General features: G+C 62.4%; 18 protein-coding genes. 11 read left to right on the top strand and 7 right to left on the bottom strand.

Translation table 11 applies throughout. The features are described from left to right. Positions 1 to 7 precede the first annotated feature (7 nt). Positions 8 to 1,225 (bottom strand): M24 family metallopeptidase, encoded by a 1,218-nt coding sequence (locus AWB70_RS33645; protein WP_053569792.1) that lies wholly within the window; start codon positions 1,223 to 1,225, stop codon positions 8 to 10. 282 nt (positions 1,226 to 1,507) lie between these two features. On the opposite strand from AWB70_RS33645, the gene AWB70_RS33640 reads away from it, so the two are divergent. From AWB70_RS33640 to AWB70_RS33610, 7 genes are all read left to right on the top strand, one after another. Further along, a complete protein-coding gene (locus AWB70_RS33640) occupies positions 1,508 to 2,233 on the top strand; it encodes a GntR family transcriptional regulator (protein WP_045452799.1) in 726 nt (241 codons plus the stop codon). A gap of 41 nt (positions 2,234 to 2,274) precedes the next feature. Then, positions 2,275 to 3,165 carry a dihydrodipicolinate synthase family protein gene (locus AWB70_RS33635; protein WP_053569793.1) on the top strand — a complete coding sequence of 297 codons (891 nt, stop codon included), beginning with the start codon at positions 2,275 to 2,277 and terminating at the stop codon, positions 3,163 to 3,165. Between the two features lie 18 nt (positions 3,166 to 3,183). Further along, positions 3,184 to 4,509 (top strand): NAD(P)/FAD-dependent oxidoreductase, encoded by a 1,326-nt coding sequence (locus AWB70_RS33630; RefSeq protein ID WP_053569794.1) that lies wholly within the window; start codon positions 3,184 to 3,186, stop codon positions 4,507 to 4,509. Between the two features lie 13 nt (positions 4,510 to 4,522). Further along, entirely contained in the window at positions 4,523 to 5,494 is a 972-nt protein-coding gene (locus AWB70_RS33625) for a LysR substrate-binding domain-containing protein (protein ID WP_053569795.1), read from the top strand. A gap of 93 nt (positions 5,495 to 5,587) precedes the next feature. Then, a complete protein-coding gene (locus tag AWB70_RS33620) occupies positions 5,588 to 6,529 on the top strand; it encodes a DMT family transporter (protein ID WP_053569796.1) in 942 nt (313 codons plus the stop codon). A gap of 40 nt (positions 6,530 to 6,569) precedes the next feature. Continuing rightward, the gene (locus AWB70_RS33615; protein ID WP_053569797.1) at positions 6,570 to 7,673 is read left to right on the top strand and encodes an alcohol dehydrogenase family protein; all 1,104 of its coding nucleotides are present in this window, start codon (positions 6,570 to 6,572) and stop codon (positions 7,671 to 7,673) included. Beyond that, positions 7,670 to 8,773, top strand: coding sequence for a mandelate racemase/muconate lactonizing enzyme family protein (locus AWB70_RS33610; protein ID WP_053569798.1), 1,104 nt, complete (start codon positions 7,670 to 7,672; stop codon positions 8,771 to 8,773). Before AWB70_RS33615 ends, AWB70_RS33610 begins: the two co-directional genes overlap by 4 nt. A 55-nt stretch (positions 8,774 to 8,828) precedes the next feature. Here the strand turns inward: AWB70_RS33610 and AWB70_RS33605 are convergent, their stop codons facing one another. Beyond that, positions 8,829 to 9,704, bottom strand: a complete 876-nt coding sequence (locus AWB70_RS33605) for a glycine betaine ABC transporter substrate-binding protein (RefSeq protein ID WP_053569799.1) — start codon at positions 9,702 to 9,704, stop codon at positions 8,829 to 8,831. A gap of 268 nt (positions 9,705 to 9,972) precedes the next feature. Here AWB70_RS33605 and AWB70_RS33600 point away from each other — a divergent pair, with 268 nt between their 5' ends. Then, positions 9,973 to 10,419, top strand: a complete 447-nt coding sequence (locus AWB70_RS33600) for an SRPBCC family protein (protein WP_053569800.1) — start codon at positions 9,973 to 9,975, stop codon at positions 10,417 to 10,419. A 2-nt stretch (positions 10,420 to 10,421) separates the two neighbouring features. On the opposite strand, the gene AWB70_RS33595 is transcribed toward AWB70_RS33600, so the two are convergent. Next, positions 10,422 to 11,810 carry a dihydrolipoyl dehydrogenase gene (locus AWB70_RS33595; RefSeq protein WP_053569801.1) on the bottom strand — a complete coding sequence of 463 codons (1,389 nt, stop codon included), beginning with the start codon at positions 11,808 to 11,810 and terminating at the stop codon, positions 10,422 to 10,424. Positions 11,811 to 12,038: 228 nt separating this feature from the next. On the opposite strand from AWB70_RS33595, the gene phnC reads away from it, so the two are divergent. Genes phnC through phnE form a run of 3 tightly spaced genes read left to right on the top strand, consistent with a single transcriptional unit; the run spans position 12,039 to position 14,704 of the window. Further along, the gene (phnC, locus tag AWB70_RS33590; protein WP_053569802.1) at positions 12,039 to 12,881 is read left to right on the top strand and encodes a phosphonate ABC transporter ATP-binding protein; all 843 of its coding nucleotides are present in this window, start codon (positions 12,039 to 12,041) and stop codon (positions 12,879 to 12,881) included. Between the two features lie 35 nt (positions 12,882 to 12,916). Then, positions 12,917 to 13,885, top strand: coding sequence for a phosphonate ABC transporter substrate-binding protein (phnD, locus tag AWB70_RS33585; protein WP_045452829.1), 969 nt, complete (start codon positions 12,917 to 12,919; stop codon positions 13,883 to 13,885). Continuing rightward, positions 13,886 to 14,704 (top strand): phosphonate ABC transporter, permease protein PhnE, encoded by an 819-nt coding sequence (gene phnE / locus AWB70_RS33580; protein ID WP_053569803.1) that lies wholly within the window; start codon positions 13,886 to 13,888, stop codon positions 14,702 to 14,704. 6 nt (positions 14,705 to 14,710) lie between these two features. Here the strand turns inward: phnE and AWB70_RS33575 are convergent, their stop codons facing one another. The 4 genes from AWB70_RS33575 to glnP are packed head-to-tail and all read right to left on the bottom strand — an operon-like array spanning position 14,711 to position 18,112. Beyond that, positions 14,711 to 15,676 (bottom strand): MurR/RpiR family transcriptional regulator, encoded by a 966-nt coding sequence (locus AWB70_RS33575; protein ID WP_053569804.1) that lies wholly within the window; start codon positions 15,674 to 15,676, stop codon positions 14,711 to 14,713. Next, positions 15,633 to 16,685 (bottom strand): C45 family autoproteolytic acyltransferase/hydrolase, encoded by a 1,053-nt coding sequence (locus AWB70_RS33570; protein WP_053569805.1) that lies wholly within the window; start codon positions 16,683 to 16,685, stop codon positions 15,633 to 15,635. The genes AWB70_RS33575 and AWB70_RS33570 overlap by 44 nt, the downstream gene beginning before the upstream one ends. Positions 16,686 to 16,709: 24 nt before the next feature. Next, positions 16,710 to 17,459, bottom strand: a complete 750-nt coding sequence (gene glnQ, locus AWB70_RS33565) for a glutamine ABC transporter ATP-binding protein GlnQ (protein WP_041732028.1) — start codon at positions 17,457 to 17,459, stop codon at positions 16,710 to 16,712. Next, positions 17,456 to 18,112 (bottom strand): glutamine ABC transporter permease GlnP, encoded by a 657-nt coding sequence (gene glnP, locus AWB70_RS33560; protein WP_014251721.1) that lies wholly within the window; start codon positions 18,110 to 18,112, stop codon positions 17,456 to 17,458. Before glnP ends, glnQ begins: the two co-directional genes overlap by 4 nt. Positions 18,113 to 18,124: the final 12 nt, after the last annotated feature.

Below are 18,124 nucleotides of genomic sequence, written 5' to 3'. Positions count from 1 at the left end.
GCGATAACTACAGCCAGTCGGTTTCGAAACTGCAATCCGTCAGCGCGATGCAGCCGTTTTCGGTGAGCACGACCTGTTGTTCGAGTTTGACGCCCTGCGTGCCGCCTTCAGCGCCGATATAACTTTCGACGCACACCGTCATGCCGGTTTCGAAACGTCCGTCATAACCCGAGCTTTCCCAATCGACCTGATGCGCGATGGAAGGATATTCATCGACCATGCCGATGCCATGTGCAAGGCAGCAGTACCGGTTCTTCACGAACTGATCCGGAATCTTCCATGCCTTTTCCGAAAACTCCTTGAACGTCATGCCGGGGCGCAGGAGATCCATGTTGTAGTGGACCTGTGCATACGCGAGTTCATAGAGCTTGCGTTGGTCATCCGATGGCCGGCCGTCGCCGACCCGCCATGTTCTGGAGATATCCGAGCAATAGCCGTTCGGTCCGACCATGTCGGTGTCGAATGCGAGCAGATCGCCGCTTTGCAATACGCGCGACGAGCACTCGTGCATCCACGGATTCGTTCGATCGCCCGAAGCGAGCAGCCGCGTTTCGATCCACTCTCCGCCGTTGCGGATGTTCTCGAAGTGAAGATGCGCCCAGATGTCGTTCTCGGTCAGTCCCGGGCGTAGCTCGCGGCGCATGCGTTCGATACCTTTCTCCGCGGTGCGCAGCGATTCGCCGATAAGAACGAGTTCGCCCGGCGACTTGATGAGCCGCGCGGTTTCCATCAAGGCCTGCCCGTCGAGCAGGGTGATGCCTTGCTTTTCCAGATACGCCGTGCCGAACGGATCGAGCCGGTCCACGGCAAGCACGCGGCCATTGGGCGCGTGCTGAGTGAGCACATCGACGATCTCGGCGCCCCACGCTTGCGCGCGGCGTTCCGCTTCGTGGCCCGCGTTGAAGAATGTCCAACTGAGCGCGCCGCGCAGTTCGACATCGAGGTTCAGTCCGTCCCAGACATGCTCGCTGCTGTGAAATTCCCACGCGACGATACGGCCGTCGGCGAAGACCATCACATAGCGCGCGGGATTGCGGCCTGCCCATACCTGCATGTTGGACGTATCGGTGGCATAGCGAATGTTCACCGGGTCGTATAGCAGGATTGCCGGACAGTCGTGCTTGCGTAACTGCTCCTGCACGCGTGCGAGTCGATACGCGCGCACATCATGCAGAAGTCTGTCTCTCTCACTCAACTGGACCGCTTGAAGCTCGTTATGCGCCATTCCTGTTTGCTCCAGGCACGTTTGTGGATGTGTCGAGCTATGCGCCCGCTCTTTTTGTATTGCTCGTCAGGTTCAGACCGCCTCGTTTGAGCGCTGAGTATTGAGGGCGTCGATAACAGCGTCAATGGGCTTTATTTTCCAGGCCGCATTACATTAAGTTATGCGCGTTCGACGCATTTACCCGCAGGATGGCCGCACATATCCGTGAATTCCCTGATAAGACACATTGAAGTCTTGACGAATACAAATTGAAGACACACGATGCGCACAACAGGAGAGCACATGAAGCGGAACGTGGAGGAACTCGACCGGGACGATGCACAAGCGCCGTCGCAAGACCGCAAGGCGACACTCGCGCAAGCGCTTCGGCACCGTATCTTGCGCATGGAACTTGCGCCGGGCGCGAGCCTGGACGAAGTGGCGCTCGCCGAGGAGTTCGGTCTATCGCGGCCGCCGGTACGTGAACTCATGCGGCAGATGGCAGCCGAGGGTTATATCGAGCTCGAAGCGAATCGCACGGCCCGCGTGGCGTCGATGAACTATGACTCGCTGCGCAATTACTTTCTTGCGGCCCCGCTTATCTATGTCGCCACGACCAAGCTGGCGGCGGCGCATGCGACGCAAGCGGAAATAGACGGACTCAAACGCATACAGGAACGCTTTCGCGCGGCGGTCGAAGGCAATGCGGTGGATGAACGCGTGCTCGAAAACGATCACTTTCACTTCGCGATCGGCAAGATGGCGCATAACCCTTATCTGCTGCCGAGCCTGTGCCGTTTGCTGATCGACCATGCACGGCTCGGCAAGACCTTTTATCAGCCGCGCGACGAGCGCATGGACGCCGAACTCGCGGAGGCGGTGCAGCAACACGAAGACATCATCGATGCGATTCAGCGTCGCGATGCCGACGCCGCCGGTGAGATCGTGCGCGAGCACGTCTATCTGGCGCGGCGCAACATGGCTTCCTACGTAGCGCCCGAAGGCGTTGCCGTGGCGATCGAGTTCTGACGTTGTTCTCGACGATTTCAATCTGACGCGACCTTAAAGACATGAATGATTTTCTTTTTCCCGGCATCAATCTGGCGATTAGCACTCCTTTCGATGCAAATGGAAAGCCCGACCACGCACGGCTGGAAGCGCTGATCGAGCGCTATCTTGCCGCAGGCATTCGCGGCTTCGTGCTGAGTTCCGGTACGGGCATGCACGTCTATCTCTCGCAAGAGGAATCGAAAGCGCTCGTCGCGTTCGGCGCGAAGGTGATCGATGGCCGCGCCAAAGTCATCGCGCAGACGTCGGCTTTGCTTGTCGACGATGTCATCGAGCGTACGCGCCATGCCGCCGATTGCGGCGCCGACGGCGTCATGGTGCTGCCGCCGTTCTTCGAAGGCCCGACAGACGACGATGGTGTCTTCGAGTTCTATGCGGCGGCCGCACGCGGCGGACTTCCGATCATCGGATACAACGTGCCGCAAGCCGTCGGCGTCGAAATCACGCCTGCATTGCTGCGCCGTCTTTGCGACATACCGGAGTTCCTCGCGGTGAAGGACAGCAGCGGCGATCTCGCGAAGCAGGCGGCGCTAATCCGCACCGGCCTGCCGATGATGAACGGCGCGGACGCGCTCGTGCCTTACGCGATGTACGCGGGCGTGAAAGGACTGATCTGGGGCGGCGCGAACTTCGCGCCGAAAACGTGCCTTCGATTCGTTGCGGCGGCGCAGGAACATCGATGGGACGACGCGCGCGACATCTGGCGGCTGCTCGAGCCGGTCATGTCCCTGATCTGGGAAGGCGATTACGTGCAGTCCGTTTATGCGGCGGCGGACATGACAGGTTATGGCGCGGGCAATCCGCGTCGTCCCTTGTCGCGTCTTTCATCGGAGAAGGCCGACGCCTTGCGCAGCGCGCTGGGCGAACTCGTCGAGCGCGAAAGCGCGGTATAGCAAATCGGGCGACACATCATGTTCGTAGCGAACAAACTGCCTCAGCATCTCGGCGAGTCCGGCTGGGTGACGATGCTGCCTCGCCGCACGCCGTGTCCATCGCTCGATGGCGAAGTGAACGCCGATATCGTCGTGATCGGCGGCGGCTTCGCGGGGCTTTCCGCGGCGCGGCGTCTTGCTCAACTCGATTCGAAACTCGACGTCGTCATCCTGGAGGCCGGTGAAATAGCGGAGGGCGCGACGGGGCGCAACTCGGGTTTCATCATCGATTTGCCTCATGAGGTTTCATCGGAAGACTATGGCGGCTCCGATAGCGATGCGAGGCGGCACGATATCGCGGTCCATCGCATCGCCATTGCGCTTGCGCGCCAGCTTGCCAGCGAGAAAGGCTGGGGCAAGGACGTATTCGATCCTTGCGGCAAGTACAACGTCGCGCTCGGTCCGCAGGGCGACAGGCATGTCGTGTCCTATGCGAAGCAACTGGAGAAGGTCGGCGAGCCGTATCGGCTGCTGGATGAGAAAGAGATTGCGGCCGTCACCGGTACGGGCGCGTTCACGTCGGCTATCTATACGCCGGGCACGGTCATTATCCAGCCGGCGGCGTATATCCGCGGTCTGGCCGATTCGTTCGGCGCTTCGGTCAGGCTCTACGAAAACACGCCCGCGCTGTCGTTGGAACGGCGCGGCGCGGCGTGGCGCATCGAGACGCCCAAGGGCGCGGTCAACGCGGGCAAGATCATCCTTGCGAATAACGGGCAGGCGCAGAGCTTCGGCCTCTTTCGTGGTCAGCTTCTGCACGTCTATACGTACGCGTCGATGACCGAAGCATTCGATCCTTCCCTGCTTGGCGGCGATCGCTCATGGGCGGCCACGCCGGCCTTCCCGATGGGAACGACGGTGCGAAGAGTGCGAGGCGAAGACGGCGATCGAATCCTGATTCGCTCGCGATACACCTATAACCCGCGCATGCAGGTGAGCCAGGCTGCAATCGCACGCGCGGGACGCGTTCACGACCGCAAGTTCGAGGCACGCTTCCCGATGCTCAAGGCGTTGTCCATGCAATACCGGTGGGCCGGCGCAATGGCGCTGACATGGAACGGCGTGCCCGCCTTCGGCGAGATCGAGCCCGGCATGTTCGCGGCCATCGCCTGCAATGGCGTCGGTGCGACGAAAGCCACGGCCGCGGGCATCGCGGCGGCCGAGGCGGCGCTTGGCATCGATTCATGGCTGGTACAGGTGTTTCGTGGCTTTGCCGCGCCGAAGCGCCTTCCGCCTCAGCCTTTTTTGACCTTGGGCGCGACGGCGAATCTCAGCATGAAGGAATGGTCCGCCGGACCGGAATGACAATTCGACCACGATGAAACTTGCTATGGATGGCGTGAAAGGTTATCGGCGGCTGATACCTTCGTTGACGGCGCTGGTCGAATTCGAGGCTGTTGCGCGCTTGCGCAGCTTCACGCATGCCGCGGCGGAACTGGGCGTGACGCAGGCGGCCGTGAGCCGGCAAATCCGCATTCTCGAGGAATTGCTGGGCGTGCGTCTGCTCGACCGGCTGCATCGCGCTTCGACGTTGACAAGCGAAGGCGAGGCGCTCTACACGGTCGTCGCGGAAGCGATGGGCAAAATCGCGGGCGTGTTCGACCGTTTATCGAACGGTATCGAGGAAGAAGAACTCGTGCTCGCGACAACGGCCGCGTTTTCGCATTTCCGGCTCATGCCGAGCCTCGCCAAACTCAAGCGTCTTCAGCCGAATCTCCGGCTTCGCCTGACGACGACGATGTTCACGGCGGACCTGCGGCACAACGAAGTTCATGCGGCCGTGCGCTGGGGCAACGGAAAGTGGAGCGACGGCACATCGCATCTGCTGTTCGGCGAAGAAGTCTTTCCCGTCTGCTCGCCCGCATGGCTGGACGAGTACGGCGCGCCCGGCTCGCTCGAAGAGCTGGCGAATCTGACGCTCATCTCGTACGACCCCACGTCCGAAGGCTGGCTGACTTGGGAAGAGTGGTTCCGCGCGATGGGCTTGCGGCCGGCGAAGCTGAAGTATGGCCTTCGCACCTGCCTGTATAACGATGCGGTTCAGGCGGCACGTCACGGTCAAGGCGTAGCGCTCGGCTGGGGCAGACTGCTTCACGAACATCTGGCGTCGGGCGAGCTGGTCCGTCTCACGAGTGCGGCACTTCCGCTGCAAGATGCGTATTACGTGGTCGTACCTCACGGCCGCAGCATCACGCCGACGATTCAGACGCTCATCGAGCTTCTTCGTCACGCCGCGGGCGTAACGACGCATAACGTGGAGTTATGCGTCCAGGAAAATAAAGCGCATTGACGACGTTTTCCGGCAAACCAATACTGGGCACAGCGCGAGCATTCGAATCTTGGCGAGTGCTCGAACGATCCGACAGCGAACCATCCATCGAGCATGCCACTTTCAAGAATCGCGTTCGTCTTCCTCGGTGTTCTATGGGGTTCCAACTTCATCTACATGAAGTGGGCCACGGCGCTGATCAGCCCGATTCAGGTGGCATTTCTCCGTGTTCTCTTCGGCTTCTTGCCGCTCGCATTTTTCGCTTGGCGCAGGCGAGTCATCACGCGTGAGCAACTGCGCCTGCTGCCGCACTTTCTGGTCATGGCGGGTGCGGCCACCGCTTTTTACTATGTCGCGATCATCAAGGGAACGGCCGTGCTTCCCTCGGGCATCGCCGGTGTGCTCGGCGGATCGATCGCGCTATTCACCGCCGTGTTCTCGCTACTCTTCCTGCGCAGCGAGAAATTCAACGGGATGATGGGCGTCGGCGTCTTGCTCGGATTCGCCGGCATCGTGCTGATAGCGCGGCCCTGGGAAGGCGCGGAGAGCGACATCGATCTGACGGGCGTCTGCTGGCTGCTGGCGAGTTCGATGACGCTCGGGCTTTCATACATCTATGTGCGGCGATTCCTTTCGCCGGCGAATCTTCCGCCTCTTGCACTGGCGACCTGGCAAATGGGGCTCGCCCTCATCATGCTTTGCACCGTGACCGACTTCTCCGGCATGAGCCGCCTGCTCGAAGACTGGCACGCGACGGGCGGCGTTGTTATCGGGCTGGGCTTTCTGGGAACGGGCGCGGCATTCCTGATCTACTACTACCTGCTCGACAAGCTCGGTGCGGTGGCATCGTCGAGTTCCAACTATCTCGCGCCGGCGGTTGCGCTGTTGATTGGCTGGGCGGTGGGAGAGCGCTTCGGGATGCTCGAAGCCGTCGCGATCGTGCTGATCTTCATCAGCATCGCTTTACTGCAAATCGGCCAGCAGCGCGCGGCGGGTGCGCAAAAGATCGCGCCCGCGATTGTGCCCCGGCCACGCCTCGCCGAGATGGACGAGTGACAAGCCTTCCCGTGTTATCCGAGTATCGGAGAGAGAAACGATGATGTCGCCATTGCCTGCCACCATGCACGCCGTTCGCCTCACCGGGCTGGGCGGCTTCGACAAGCTCGAATATCGCACCGATGTACCCGTGCCTCGGCCAAAGCAAGGCGAGGTGCTCGTTCAGGTGCACGCCTCCGCGGTGAATAACACCGACATCAATACGCGTATCGGGTGGTACTCGAAATCCATCGACAGCGATACGGGAACCGGCGGTGCGCAAGGGTTCGAACATGTCGATGGCGCGGACGCATCGTGGTCGGGCGCGTCGCTCGACTTCCCGCGGATTCAGGGCGCGGATTGCTGCGGCTCTATCGTCGCGGTGGGCGACGGCGTGCCTGCCTCGCGCATCGGCGAGCGCGTGCTCATCAGCAGCATGCTGCGCAGCTATGTGGGCTATCGGCCGTTCGAATGCTGGACCTTCGGAAGCGAATGTGACGGAGGCTTTGCGCAGTTCGCCGTGGCGCCGTCGAGAGAAACCTTCAAGGTCGTGTGCGACTGGTCGGACGCGGAACTCGCCTCCATTCCCTGCTCTTATTCCACCGCCGAGAACATGCTGCATCGCGTGAAGCTCGGCGCCGAAGTGGTGCTGATAACCGGCGCGTCCGGCGGCGTGGGATCGGCGGCGGTGCAACTGGCCAGGCGTCGCGGCGCGACCGTCATCGCGCAAGCATCGCCGGGCAAGGCGTCGGCGCTGCGCGATCTCGGCGCCGATCGCGTCATCGATCGGGACGCGGATCTCGTTTCGGTGCTCGGCGAAAACGCCATCGATGTGGTGATCGATGTCGTCGGCGGCGAGCAGTGGCCCGAGCTTCTCAAGGTTCTGCGCCTGGGCGGCCGCTATGCGATCGCGGGCGCGATTGCAGGGCCGATATCGAAGATCGACCTGCGCACGCTTTACCTCAAGGACCTGACGCTGATGGGCTGCACCTTTCAGGACGAGGAAGTTTTTCCGAACCTGATCTCATACATCGAGCGAGGCGAAATCAAGCCGCTCGTGGCCTTGACTTTTCCATTGGAGAACATCCGCGAAGCTCAGGAGGCGTTCTTGAGCAAAGCGCATCTCGGCAAACTCGTGCTGACCATTCCCGAGGTAAAAGCATGAAGATCAAGCAGATCCGTTTGTATCAATGTGAACTGCCTGTCGTTAATGGCCCTTACAGGATGGCCCGCGCGGATGTCTATTCGCTGACGACCACGTTGGTCGAACTCGTCGCGGACAATGGCCTGAGCGGCTGGGGCGAAACCTGCCCCGTTGGTCCCACTTACGCCGAGTCGCATCCGGCTGGCGCGCTCGCGGCGCTTTCGCAAATGGCGCCCGGCATCATCGGCGTCGAGGCGTTGCCGGTGCCGCTGCACGATCGCATGGAAAGCTTGCTCAATGGTCACAGCTATGCGAAGGCTGCCGTCGATATCGCCATGCACGATTTGCTGGGCAAACATTACGGCGTGAGCGTATCCGATCTTCTTGGCGGCGCATTGGCCGAGCGCCTGCCTTCTTATTACGCCGTGACCATCGGCGCGCCCGACGAAGTGGCGCGCGTGGCGGCGGAAAAGCGCGCCGAAGGTTATCCGCGTCTGCAGTTGAAAGTCGGCGGCAGGGCCATCGAAGAAGATGTCGAATCGGTCATCAAGGTATGGGAGGCCATTCGAGGCTCAGGCATACGTCTCGCCGTCGATGGAAATCGCAGCCTGAGCACGCGCGACGCCATCCGGCTCAGCCGGGAATGCGCGCATGTTCCGTTCATTCTCGAACAGCCGTGCAATACGATCGAAGACCTGCAATCGATTCGCAACCGGATCGGTCACCCGCTGTATATGGACGAGAGTTGCACGAATCTCGGCACGGCCATCACCGCTGCGGGCACGGGTCTCGTCGATGGATTCGGCATGAAGGTGACGCGGCTCGGCGGCCTGCATCCGATGCGCGCTTTCCGCGATGTCTGCGTCGCGCGCAACCTGCCTCATACATGCGATGACGCGTGGGGCGGCGATCTCATCGCGGCGGCGTGTGCGCATATCGGCGCGACGGTGCCGCCCGCATTGCTCGATGGCGTCTGGATCGCGGCGCCGATGATCGAAGGGCACTTCGATGCGAAGCATGGCGTTCGCGTCGAGGGCGGTCATGTCAGGCCGCCGCAGGGCGTGGGGCTCGGAATCGTGCCTGAGGAAGGCGTTTTCGGCGCGCCTTTGGCGTCGTTCTGACGATAGGAAGCGATGCGCGGCCTGACACGATGCATGTCAGGCCGCGCTCAGGCGATTACTGTTGCAGCCATGCCTGAACCTTGTCGGGATGCGCATCGACGAACTTCTTCGCTGCCGCATTCCAGTCGTTCGTGTTATTGCCCGTCAGTTCGATCTCTTCGACATCGGCCAGCGTCAGCTTGAAGTGGCGAATGAAGACGTCGGCGCGAGGATATTTGCTCGCAAACTGCTTCGACGCGAAGCCATGAATCTGTTCATCGCCGCCAAGCGTGCCTTTGGGGTCTTTCAAATAGCGCATCTTCCACTTCTGCCACAACCAGTGCGGGCTCCAGACGGTTGCCACGATCCACTGCTTCGACTGATAGGCACGCGAAAGCGCGGTCAGCATGCCGGCCTCGCTCGCTCGGATCAGCGTGTAGCCGGCGAGATCGTAGTCCTTCATCGCTTTCTCCGAGGCGACCATCTCTCCAGCGCCGGGCTCAATGCCCTGGATCGTGCTGTTCAGCTTCGTCTTGACATCGGGCTTGTTGAGATCGGCGATCGAAGCCACGTCGCTTTCGGGCACATAGTCGGGGACCGCCCAGCCGATCTTTGCTCCCGTGTAGATGATGCCCATATCCACCATGTCATTCTTGTAGCGGGCAAAGTAGGCCGCGTGCGTGACGGGAAGCCACGCGCCCAGCATGAGATCGACGTCGCCGCGAGCAATACCCTGGAACTGGATGCCGAGATCCGCATTCACGAGCGTCACGGGCTGTTGCAGCTTCGTTTCGAGAACGTATTTCGCGGTGTACACGACCGCCTGGGTATCGGCCCAGTTGGCGAGCGTGATCTTGATCGGCTCGGCGGATTGCGCGTGCATCGTGAACGTGACTGCTGAAACTGCAAGTGCCGCCTTCATGACGAAACGTGCGAATAAGGCATTCTTCATGTCGCGTTCCCTGTTCGTTGTGGCCCGAAGAAGGAGTGCCGGCCAATCCTCCGAACGATGAGGACGAGAGACGCGGGCGGTACCCCAAGGAGCCCTAGTATTCGAGGGCATAAAAGCACCGTCAATGCTATTTCTTTTCCGCGCAGCATTACATTGGTTTATGTATGCGGGTTTGCTTGGGGATTTCCCTGATCCAGCGAATGTCGATCCGGGCTTGCACGCATCGTCGTAGAGATGTGTCCAAACTCTTTTGAAAGGTGAACACACCATGACTACCGGAACCGTCCGTCTTCATCGCGTCTTGCGCGCGACGCCCGAGCGCGTCTATCGCGCTTTTCTCGAACCCGACGCCATGTCGAAATGGCTGCCGCCTTACGGGTTCACTTGCCGGGTCCATCACATGGATGCGCGGCAGGGCGGCACCCACAAGATGTCATTTCATAACTTCAGCACCGGTCACGGCCATTCGTTTGGCGGCGAATATCTTGAACTAGTGCCCTTCGAAAAGATTCGCTACACGGACCGTTTCGACGATGCGAACCTGCCGGGCGAAATGCATGTCACCGTTTCGCTGCGGCAGGTTTCGTGCGGCACAGAACTCGACATCGTGCAGGAAGGCGTGCCTGAGGTTATCCCCGTCGAGATGTGCTATCTCGGCTGGCAGGAGTCGCTGCTTCAGCTGGCGAGACTGGTCGAGCCGGAGATTCCCGACTGAGGTCACGCCAGCTTCGAAGCCGCATCGCGCAGCGCGGTGCGCAATCCTTCCTCGACGACCGGATGATAAAACGGCATGCCCAGCATGTCATCGACGGTGAGCTTCATCTGCAAAGCCCATGCAAGCAGATGCGCGATATGCTCCGCATCCGGTCCGATCCATTCCGCGCCAACGAAGCGGCGGCTCGCCTTATCGACGTACACATGCATGAGCCCGCGATTCCTGAGCATCACGCGGGCGCGCCCCTGATCCTCGAAGCTCACTTCGCCCGTCACGAACGAATCCGGCGCGAGATCGACATGACGCGCACCGACCATCGCGATGCCAGGGTCCGTGAAAGCAATCGCGATGGGCGCACGGCGCTCGACCGGCGCGACCTGCGGATAACGCGCCGCATTCGTGCCGGCCGCGCGCCCTTCGTCGGCTGCTTCGTGCAATAAGGGCAGCACGCCGTTGGCATCGCCCGCGATGAACACCGGATGCGCGCCCGCCTGCAGGGTCAGCGGATCATAGACGGGCAAGCCATCGGCATCGAGCGCGAGCGACGTGTTCTGCAAACCCAGCGATGCGACGTTGGGCTTGCGTCCCGCCGCCACCAGCACGTAATCGAAGGTGTCTTCGATCGTCTCGCCCGCGCCGGACACATAGCGCAAGCGCACTTCATCGCCATCGCGCACGGCGGCTTCGACTTGCGCGCGCGAATCGAAACGAAACGCCTCGCCGAACACGCGCGCTGCATAGCCGCGAATCTCGGGATCGGTCAGCGGCCCGACGCGCCCGCGCGCACCCAGCACCGACACGCGCACGCCGAGCCGCGCCAGCGCCTGTCCGAGTTCCAGTCCGATGACGCCCGCGCCGATCACCGCGACGCGCTTCGGCAGATCGTCCCACGCGAACACGTCGTCGTTGATGATCGCGCGCGAGCCCAGCGCGCGATACATCGCCGGCATGACCGGACTCGATCCCGTCGCGATGACGACGCTCTTTGCGCGCACCGTCGTATGCTCGCCGACTTGCAGCAGGTTATCGTCGATGAAGCGGGCATAGCCCGTGAGCTTGTCCTCCGCAGGCATCGCATCGACACCCGCGACGACGAAGCTCACGAAGCGGTCGCGCTCGCGCTTCACGCGCCCCATCACCTCGCGTCCGTCGATGCGCACGTTACCGTCGATATACACGCCGAATGCCGCCGCATGCGTCGCGTGATGCGCCGCCTCGGCAGCCGCGATCAACAGCTTCGACGGCATACAGCCGACGCGCGCACAGGTGGTGCCGTGCGCGCCGCCTTCGATCAGGATTGCAGAAGCGCCCGCCGCCCTGGCCGCGCGATACGCCGTCAGTCCCGCGCTGCCCGCGCCGATGATGGCGACATCCTTGTGGATCGTGTTCATGATGGTGTCTCGAATGGTCGATGCATTGGGATCAATCATGCGGTGCGGCGCCGAAAACGTGAATGCTCGTTCGGATCGTATTTCTGCTCGATCGTCTCAACGCGTGCGCGGCCAAAGTGATGTATTCATCTAGACGTCTCATGCGCGTCACTGTCTCGTCATGTTCGCTTCCTAGAATCTCCCGAACGTTTCAGCGCGCCTTTTCGAGCGCGCCCATCGAGGGAAGCTATGGACGCAATTCGCATCGAGCGTCTCACCAAGACGTTCAGGAACGGCCGCAAGGCGCTCGACTCCGTCGATCTGCGCGTGGAGGAGGGCGAGATGGTCGCGCTCATCGGCGCGTCGGGATCGGGCAAATCGACGCTTCTGCGGCATATCGCCGGCTTTACGGCATCCGACCCCGCGCCGTCGCACGTGACGCTACTCGGCCGTCCGATCCAGCAGAACGGCAGGATCGTGCGCGAAGTGCGCTCGATTCGCCGCGACGTCGCCTTTGTGTTTCAGCAGTTCAATCTCGTCGGCCGGCTGTCGGTGCAGACCAATGTGCTGATCGGCGCGCTCTCGCGCGTGTCGCTGTGGCGGCGTCTCGCGGGCCGTTTTCCGCGCGGCGAGCAAGCGCTCGCGATGGATTCGCTGAGCGCGATGGGCATCGGCGACCACGCCTTCGAACGCGCCAGCAACCTGTCGGGCGGCCAGCAACAGCGTGCCGCGCTGGCCCGCGCGCTCGTGCAGCGCGCGCGCATCGTGCTTGCCGACGAGCCGATCGCATCGCTCGACCCGGAATCCGCGCGGCGCGTCATGGAACTCATGCAATCGCTCAATCGCGAGCACAAGCTGACGGTCGTCGTGTCGCTGCATCAGATCGATGTCGCGATGAAGTACTGCGCGCGCACGATCGCATTGCGCGATGGCCGCGTCGTCTTCGATGGCGCGAGCGAACGGCTCACGCCCGACGTGCTGCGCGATCTGTACGGCTCGTCCGCGGATGAACTGCTCACGCATCGCGCCGCGCAGGAACGCGCCGAGACAGCGGACGCCGCACGGCCATCGCCCGCATTCGCCACGTCCTGAGTCATCAACCTCCATCACAACCCCTGGATCGCAACATGAAAGCAGCCCGTTTCCTTCTGGCTGGCGCGGCGCTCGCGTCGTGCCTGCTGACGCAGACCGCCAGCGCCGAAACGCTCAACTTCGGCATCATCTCGACGGATTCGTCGGCCGCGCTCAAGCAGCGCTGGCAGCCGCTCATCGACGATCTGAACAAGCAGACCGGTCTCGACGTGAAGGCGTTCTTCGCGACCGACTACGCGGGCATCATCGAAGCGATGCGGTTCAACAAGGTGCAGATCGGCTTCTTCGGCAATGCATCGGCGATCGAGGCGGTGGACCGCTCGAATGGCGAAGTCTTCGCGAAGGTGAAGTACAAGAACGGCGAGGCGGGCTATTACTCGCTGCTTATCACGAACGCGAACAGCGAATGGAAGTCGCTCGATCAGGTGCTCAAGAACACGAAGCAGATCAACCTCGGCTTCGGCGATCCGAACTCGACTTCGGGCACGCTCGTGCCTTCGTACTATCTCTTCGCGAAGAACGGCATCAACGTAAAGACCGCGTTCAAGAGCGTGCTGCCGTCGAGCCACGAGTCGAACATGCTCGCGGTCGTGAACGACAAGATCGATATCGCGACCAACAACACCGACATGCTCGACACGATCAAGTCGACGCATCCCGAGCTGTATCCGAAGGTGCGCGTGCTGTGGAAGTCGCCGCTGATTCCGTCGGACCCGCTCGTGTGGCGTCGCGATCTGCCGCAGGCGACGAAGGACAAGCTGCGCAACTTCTTCGATCACTACGCGCAGAAGGATCCGCGCGAGCAGTCCGTCATGAGCGCGATTTCGGGCTACTCCGGCTTTGCGGATTCGTCGAACGCGCAACTCGTGCCGATTCGTCAGATGGCGCTGTTTCAGAAGAAGCAGCAAGTCCAGAACGACGCGCATATCGACGATGCCGACAAGAAGGCGCAAATCGCCGCGCTCGATCAGAAGATCGCCGCGCTCGATACGGCGGCGAAGTAAATGAAGCCGTTCGACGCAATCACGTTCGATGCGGGCATCGCAAGGCCCGTTCACGCAACGGCGCCCAAACGAAGCTGGACATCGACGCTCGGCTGGATCGTCGTGATCGCGGTGCTCGGTCTGTCATGGTCGAGCGCGGACATGCGCCCGCTCGATCTGCTCGGCGCATCGGGCAACATGAGCCAGTTCGCGCGCGATTTCTTTCCGCCCGACTTCACGGAATGGCGCACGTATGCGCATGAAATGATCGTGACGCTCGCGGTCGCCGTGTGGGGCACGGCGCTCGCGCTGATCTGCGCGGTGCCGTGCGGCCTGCTGTCGGCGCAGAACATCGCGCCGGTGTGGATCGCGCAGCCGGTGCGCCGCCTGATGGACGCGTGCCGCGCGATCAACGAGATGGTCTTCGCGATGTTGTTCATCGTCGCGGTCGGTCTCGGTCCGTTCGCCGGCGTGCTTGCGTTGTGGGTGCATACGACGGGCGTGCTCGCGAAGCTCTTCGCCGAGGCCGTCGAAGCTGTCGATGCCCGTCCCGCCGAAGGCGTGCGCGCGACGGGCGCAAGCAGTCTCGATGAAATCGTCTACGGCGTGCTGCCGCAGGTCTTGCCGCTGTGGATTTCGTTCGCGCTGTACCGCTTCGAGTCGAACGTGCGCTCCGCGATGGTCGTCGGCATGGTCGGCGCGGGCGGCATCGGCGTGGTGCTGTACGAGGCCATCCGCTCGTTCAACTATGCGCAGACGGCCGCGGTGATGATCATCGTCATCGTGATCGTGTCGTTGATCGATCTTGTCTCGGGCTGGGTGCGCGAGCGCGTGATCTGAGGCACGTCACGACATTTCGATATCGAGCGACGTGATGAGTTTTTCGCGTCGCTCGAGCGCATGCAGCGCACGCTTGCCGAGCTGCGCCGCGACGAGATTCAGCAAGCCTTCGCAGAACACGAGATACGCGCCCATGCTGTTGCTGAAGAAACTGCTTTCGTGCGGAATGAGGAACGCGTGACGCGCTGGCGGCACGAGCGGCGATGCAAGCGTATCGGTGATCGCGATGACATCGAGCCCGGCTTCCTTCGCGGCGGCCGCGGCATCGGCGACGCTGCGGGTATAGGGCGCGACGCTCGTGACGATCACGACATCGCCGGGCTGCAATTGCGCGAGGCCTTCCGCGACGCCCAGGCCTTGCGCATCGAGCAGCGCGACATCCGTGCGGATCATGCCGAGGCCATAACACACGAAGCTCGCGAGCGCGCTGAACTGGCGCAGGCCATGAACGCGCACGCGCTTCGCCTCGGCGAGCAGGCGCGCGGCGCTGCGCAAATCCGCTGGCGATAACTGCGCAATGAATCCTTCCACGTTGCCGATCGATTCGCGCGCGAGCTTCACGACCATATCCACTTCGGGCGCGGCATCGGGCGCATGGGCCTTGCTGCTCGCGACGAGCCGTTCCGCCTGCTGGCTATAAAAATGCCGATGCCGCTCGGCGAGGCTATCGCGGAACACGCTCTGGAAGTCGGCGAAGCCCGCATAGCCGAGCCTCGTCGAAAGGCGCGTGAGCGTGGATGCATTGACATCGAGCGATGCCGCCAGATCGGTGATCGTGCGCACCGCCACTTCCTCGGGACGTTCCAGCAGCTTCGCGAGCACGGTATGCGCCTTGCCGCCGAGCGAGACATCGGCTTCGTCACGGCCAATGCGTATCACGAGCTCGCGCAGCCCATCGACGTTGCGCGGCGGCATCTGCGCGCCCACTTCAGCCTCGCTCGCGCGACGCCCCTTCCGTTTGCCTGTGTCCATTGATCATCCGATACCGGGCGGGATGCCCGGGATGTTCGTGAACCTCCCATTCTATGTGAGACGCATGAATGACTATATCGGCGGTGGCGAGCGTGTTCTCGTCGTCGGGATCGTCGGGATGCGTGCGATGAATCGGCAGCGCCGCGTCTGCATGATCGGCGAGAATCGCAAGCGGATCGATCGATTCAGCCGACGCGATCAGCGCATCGCCACGCGCCTGCCGGTGACGCGACGAGTCGGTGACGATCTGCGAGAAGCCGTGCATCGAGGGATGAATCGCGTGATTCGCATGTAACGAAGGCGCGTTCACTTCGACGACCGAGCAGTCATGCGCGCTGAACTCGACGCTCAGCAGCGCGGGATTGCCGCAGGCGCCGAGCGTCAGATGAAAGCCGCCCGCGCGCGGACTGTCGCGCACGATGCGCACCGCTTCGTCGAGCGTGGGCGCATCGAGGATCGCGCGCGTGAGCACCATGCGCGGCACGCCCGCGACGACTTCGCGCTGACGCAGATTGTTCACGGTCATCGCGAGGCCGTTGTTCGTCACGGCGAAGGTGTGTCCCGGCAGCGAGCCGGGATAGACGAAAGCCGCGAATCCCGCACCGCCTTCGATGCGGCATTCGGCAATCGCGCAATGTCCGTCGAAGCCGGGCATGCCGTCCTCGTTGTGGCTCACGCGCCGAACATCCGCGCCGGGAAGCTGCACCGTGGTGCAGCCATCGGGCGACATCGCCCAGACATCGCCGCGGCAATTCCAGAGAAAGACCTCTTCGAAGGGCAGGGCGAGACCCGCCGCGAGCCCGTGAAGCTCGTCCCACACGCGCGGGAAGCGTTCGCGCACGAGCGCGGCCATGGCGCGCGCCGTGTCGCTGCCGCGCCATTGCATGACCGTTTGCCATGCGCGCGTGTTGAGCAAGTGCGCATGAACCGCGTGCGCGCCGAACCGGCCGAGCGCTTCGCCCGCTTCGCGCGGGGAGCCGGAAATGTCGATAAAACCGAGTGCTGCCATAAATTCGAAGTGAATCGCTAAAAGTTATTCGACGTGTTGCAGGAAATCGCGCAAACGCTGATTCGGTGGATTATCGAGCAATTCGGCGGGCGCGCCGTCAACCGTGATATGCCCGTGCTCCATGAAGATCAGGCGCGTGCCGACCTTGCGCGCGAACGCCATCTCATGCGTGACCACGACCATCGTCATGCCTTCTTCCGCGAGCGATTGCATCACGCGCAGCACTTCCTGCCGCAACTCGGGATCGAGCGCGGACGTGGGCTCGTCGAAGAGCATGAGTTTGGGCTTCACGGCGAGCGCCCGCGCGATCGCAACGCGCTGTTGCTGTCCGCCCGACAACTCGCTCGCGTAGTGCCCGACGCGCTCGCCGAGCCCGACCTTCGTCAGCAGATCGCGCGCGAGCGATTCGGCGTCGGGCTTGCTCATGCCGCGCACCTGACGCGGGCCGAACGCGACGTTTTCGAGCGCCGTCATCTGCGGGAACAGATTGAACTGCTGAAACACCATGCCCGCTTCCTGACGGATCTCGCGCACCTTCTTCGCACCGCCGAGCACGCTCACGCCATCGACGACGAGATCGCCGCCATCGATCTGCTCCAGCGCGTTGATGCAGCGCAGAAGCGTCGATTTGCCCGAGCCGGACGGGCCGATCAGCACGACGACTTCGCCCGCGTCGATGTCGAGATCGACTTCATCGAGCACCACCGTCTTGCCGAAGCGCTTGGTCACGCCCTTGAACTGCACCATGCGGCCGTTGTGATTCATCGTAGTCATAGAATGCGCATCCGCCGTTCCATCGTGCGCAGGCCGAAGGTCAGCGCGCCGATCATGCAGAGATAGATGAGCGCGACGGCCGTCCATATTTCGACCGCGCGAAAATTCGACGCCATGATTTCCTGGCCCTGCCGCGTCAGTTCGCCCACGCCGATCACGATGAACAGCGACGTGTCCTTCAGGCTCACGATGAACTGATTGCCGAGCGCGGGCGTCATGCGCCGCAGCGCGACCGGACCGACGACGAACGCAAGCACGCGCCAGCCCGGCATGCCGAGCGCGAGCCCGGCTTCCTTGAGGCCGCGCGGCACGGAGAGAAACGCGCCACGCACGATCTCCGCGATATACGCGCCCGAATTGATGACGATCGACACGATGGCCGCACTCATCGCATCGACGCGCACGTGCAGCAGCAAGGGCAGCGCGAAGTAGATGAACATCACCTGCACGACGATCGGCGTGCCGCGCACGAACTCGATATACGTGAACGCGATTCTTTGACAGAGCGCATTCCCGTAAGCGCGCATCAAACCGAACAGCAGGCCCACGAGCATGCCGCCCGCGAGCCCCGCGAGGGTGATCAGCACCGTGAGACGCGCGCCGTGCATGAGCGCGGGCACGGCGTCGACGATGACCGAGAGATCGAACTGCATCGTTTTTCTCCG

This window comes from Caballeronia cordobensis (assembly GCF_001544575.2).
Lineage (GTDB): Bacteria > Pseudomonadota > Gammaproteobacteria > Burkholderiales > Burkholderiaceae > Caballeronia > Caballeronia cordobensis.
This window is presented reverse-complemented; position numbering and strand designations above follow the sequence as displayed.

Bases quoted from the DNA above. Each gene is read 5' to 3' on its own strand.
- AWB70_RS33615 (WP_053569797.1), top strand. From the start codon at position 6,570: ATGATGTCGCCATTGCCTGCCACCATGCACGCCGTTCGCCTCACCGGG.
- phnE (WP_053569803.1), top strand. From the start codon at position 13,886: ATGAAGCCGTTCGACGCAATCACGTTCGATGCGGGCATCGCAAGGCCC.
- glnP (WP_014251721.1), bottom strand. From the start codon at position 18,112: ATGCAGTTCGATCTCTCGGTCATCGTCGACGCCGTGCCCGCGCTCATG.
- AWB70_RS33635 (WP_053569793.1), top strand. From the start codon at position 2,275: ATGAATGATTTTCTTTTTCCCGGCATCAATCTGGCGATTAGCACTCCT.
- glnQ (WP_041732028.1), bottom strand. From the start codon at position 17,459: ATGACTACGATGAATCACAACGGCCGCATGGTGCAGTTCAAGGGCGTG.
- phnD (WP_045452829.1), top strand. From the start codon at position 12,917: ATGAAAGCAGCCCGTTTCCTTCTGGCTGGCGCGGCGCTCGCGTCGTGC.
- AWB70_RS33595 (WP_053569801.1), bottom strand. From the start codon at position 11,810: ATGAACACGATCCACAAGGATGTCGCCATCATCGGCGCGGGCAGCGCG.
- AWB70_RS33630 (WP_053569794.1), top strand. From the start codon at position 3,184: ATGTTCGTAGCGAACAAACTGCCTCAGCATCTCGGCGAGTCCGGCTGG.
- phnC (WP_053569802.1), top strand. From the start codon at position 12,039: ATGGACGCAATTCGCATCGAGCGTCTCACCAAGACGTTCAGGAACGGC.
- AWB70_RS33620 (WP_053569796.1), top strand. From the start codon at position 5,588: ATGCCACTTTCAAGAATCGCGTTCGTCTTCCTCGGTGTTCTATGGGGT.
- AWB70_RS33570 (WP_053569805.1), bottom strand. From the start codon at position 16,685: ATGGCAGCACTCGGTTTTATCGACATTTCCGGCTCCCCGCGCGAAGCG.
- AWB70_RS33640 (WP_045452799.1), top strand. From the start codon at position 1,508: ATGAAGCGGAACGTGGAGGAACTCGACCGGGACGATGCACAAGCGCCG.
- AWB70_RS33575 (WP_053569804.1), bottom strand. From the start codon at position 15,676: ATGGACACAGGCAAACGGAAGGGGCGTCGCGCGAGCGAGGCTGAAGTG.
- AWB70_RS33600 (WP_053569800.1), top strand. From the start codon at position 9,973: ATGACTACCGGAACCGTCCGTCTTCATCGCGTCTTGCGCGCGACGCCC.
- AWB70_RS33605 (WP_053569799.1), bottom strand. From the start codon at position 9,704: ATGAAGAATGCCTTATTCGCACGTTTCGTCATGAAGGCGGCACTTGCA.
- AWB70_RS33610 (WP_053569798.1), top strand. From the start codon at position 7,670: ATGAAGATCAAGCAGATCCGTTTGTATCAATGTGAACTGCCTGTCGTT.
- AWB70_RS33625 (WP_053569795.1), top strand. From the start codon at position 4,523: ATGAAACTTGCTATGGATGGCGTGAAAGGTTATCGGCGGCTGATACCT.
- AWB70_RS33645 (WP_053569792.1), bottom strand. From the start codon at position 1,225: ATGGCGCATAACGAGCTTCAAGCGGTCCAGTTGAGTGAGAGAGACAGA.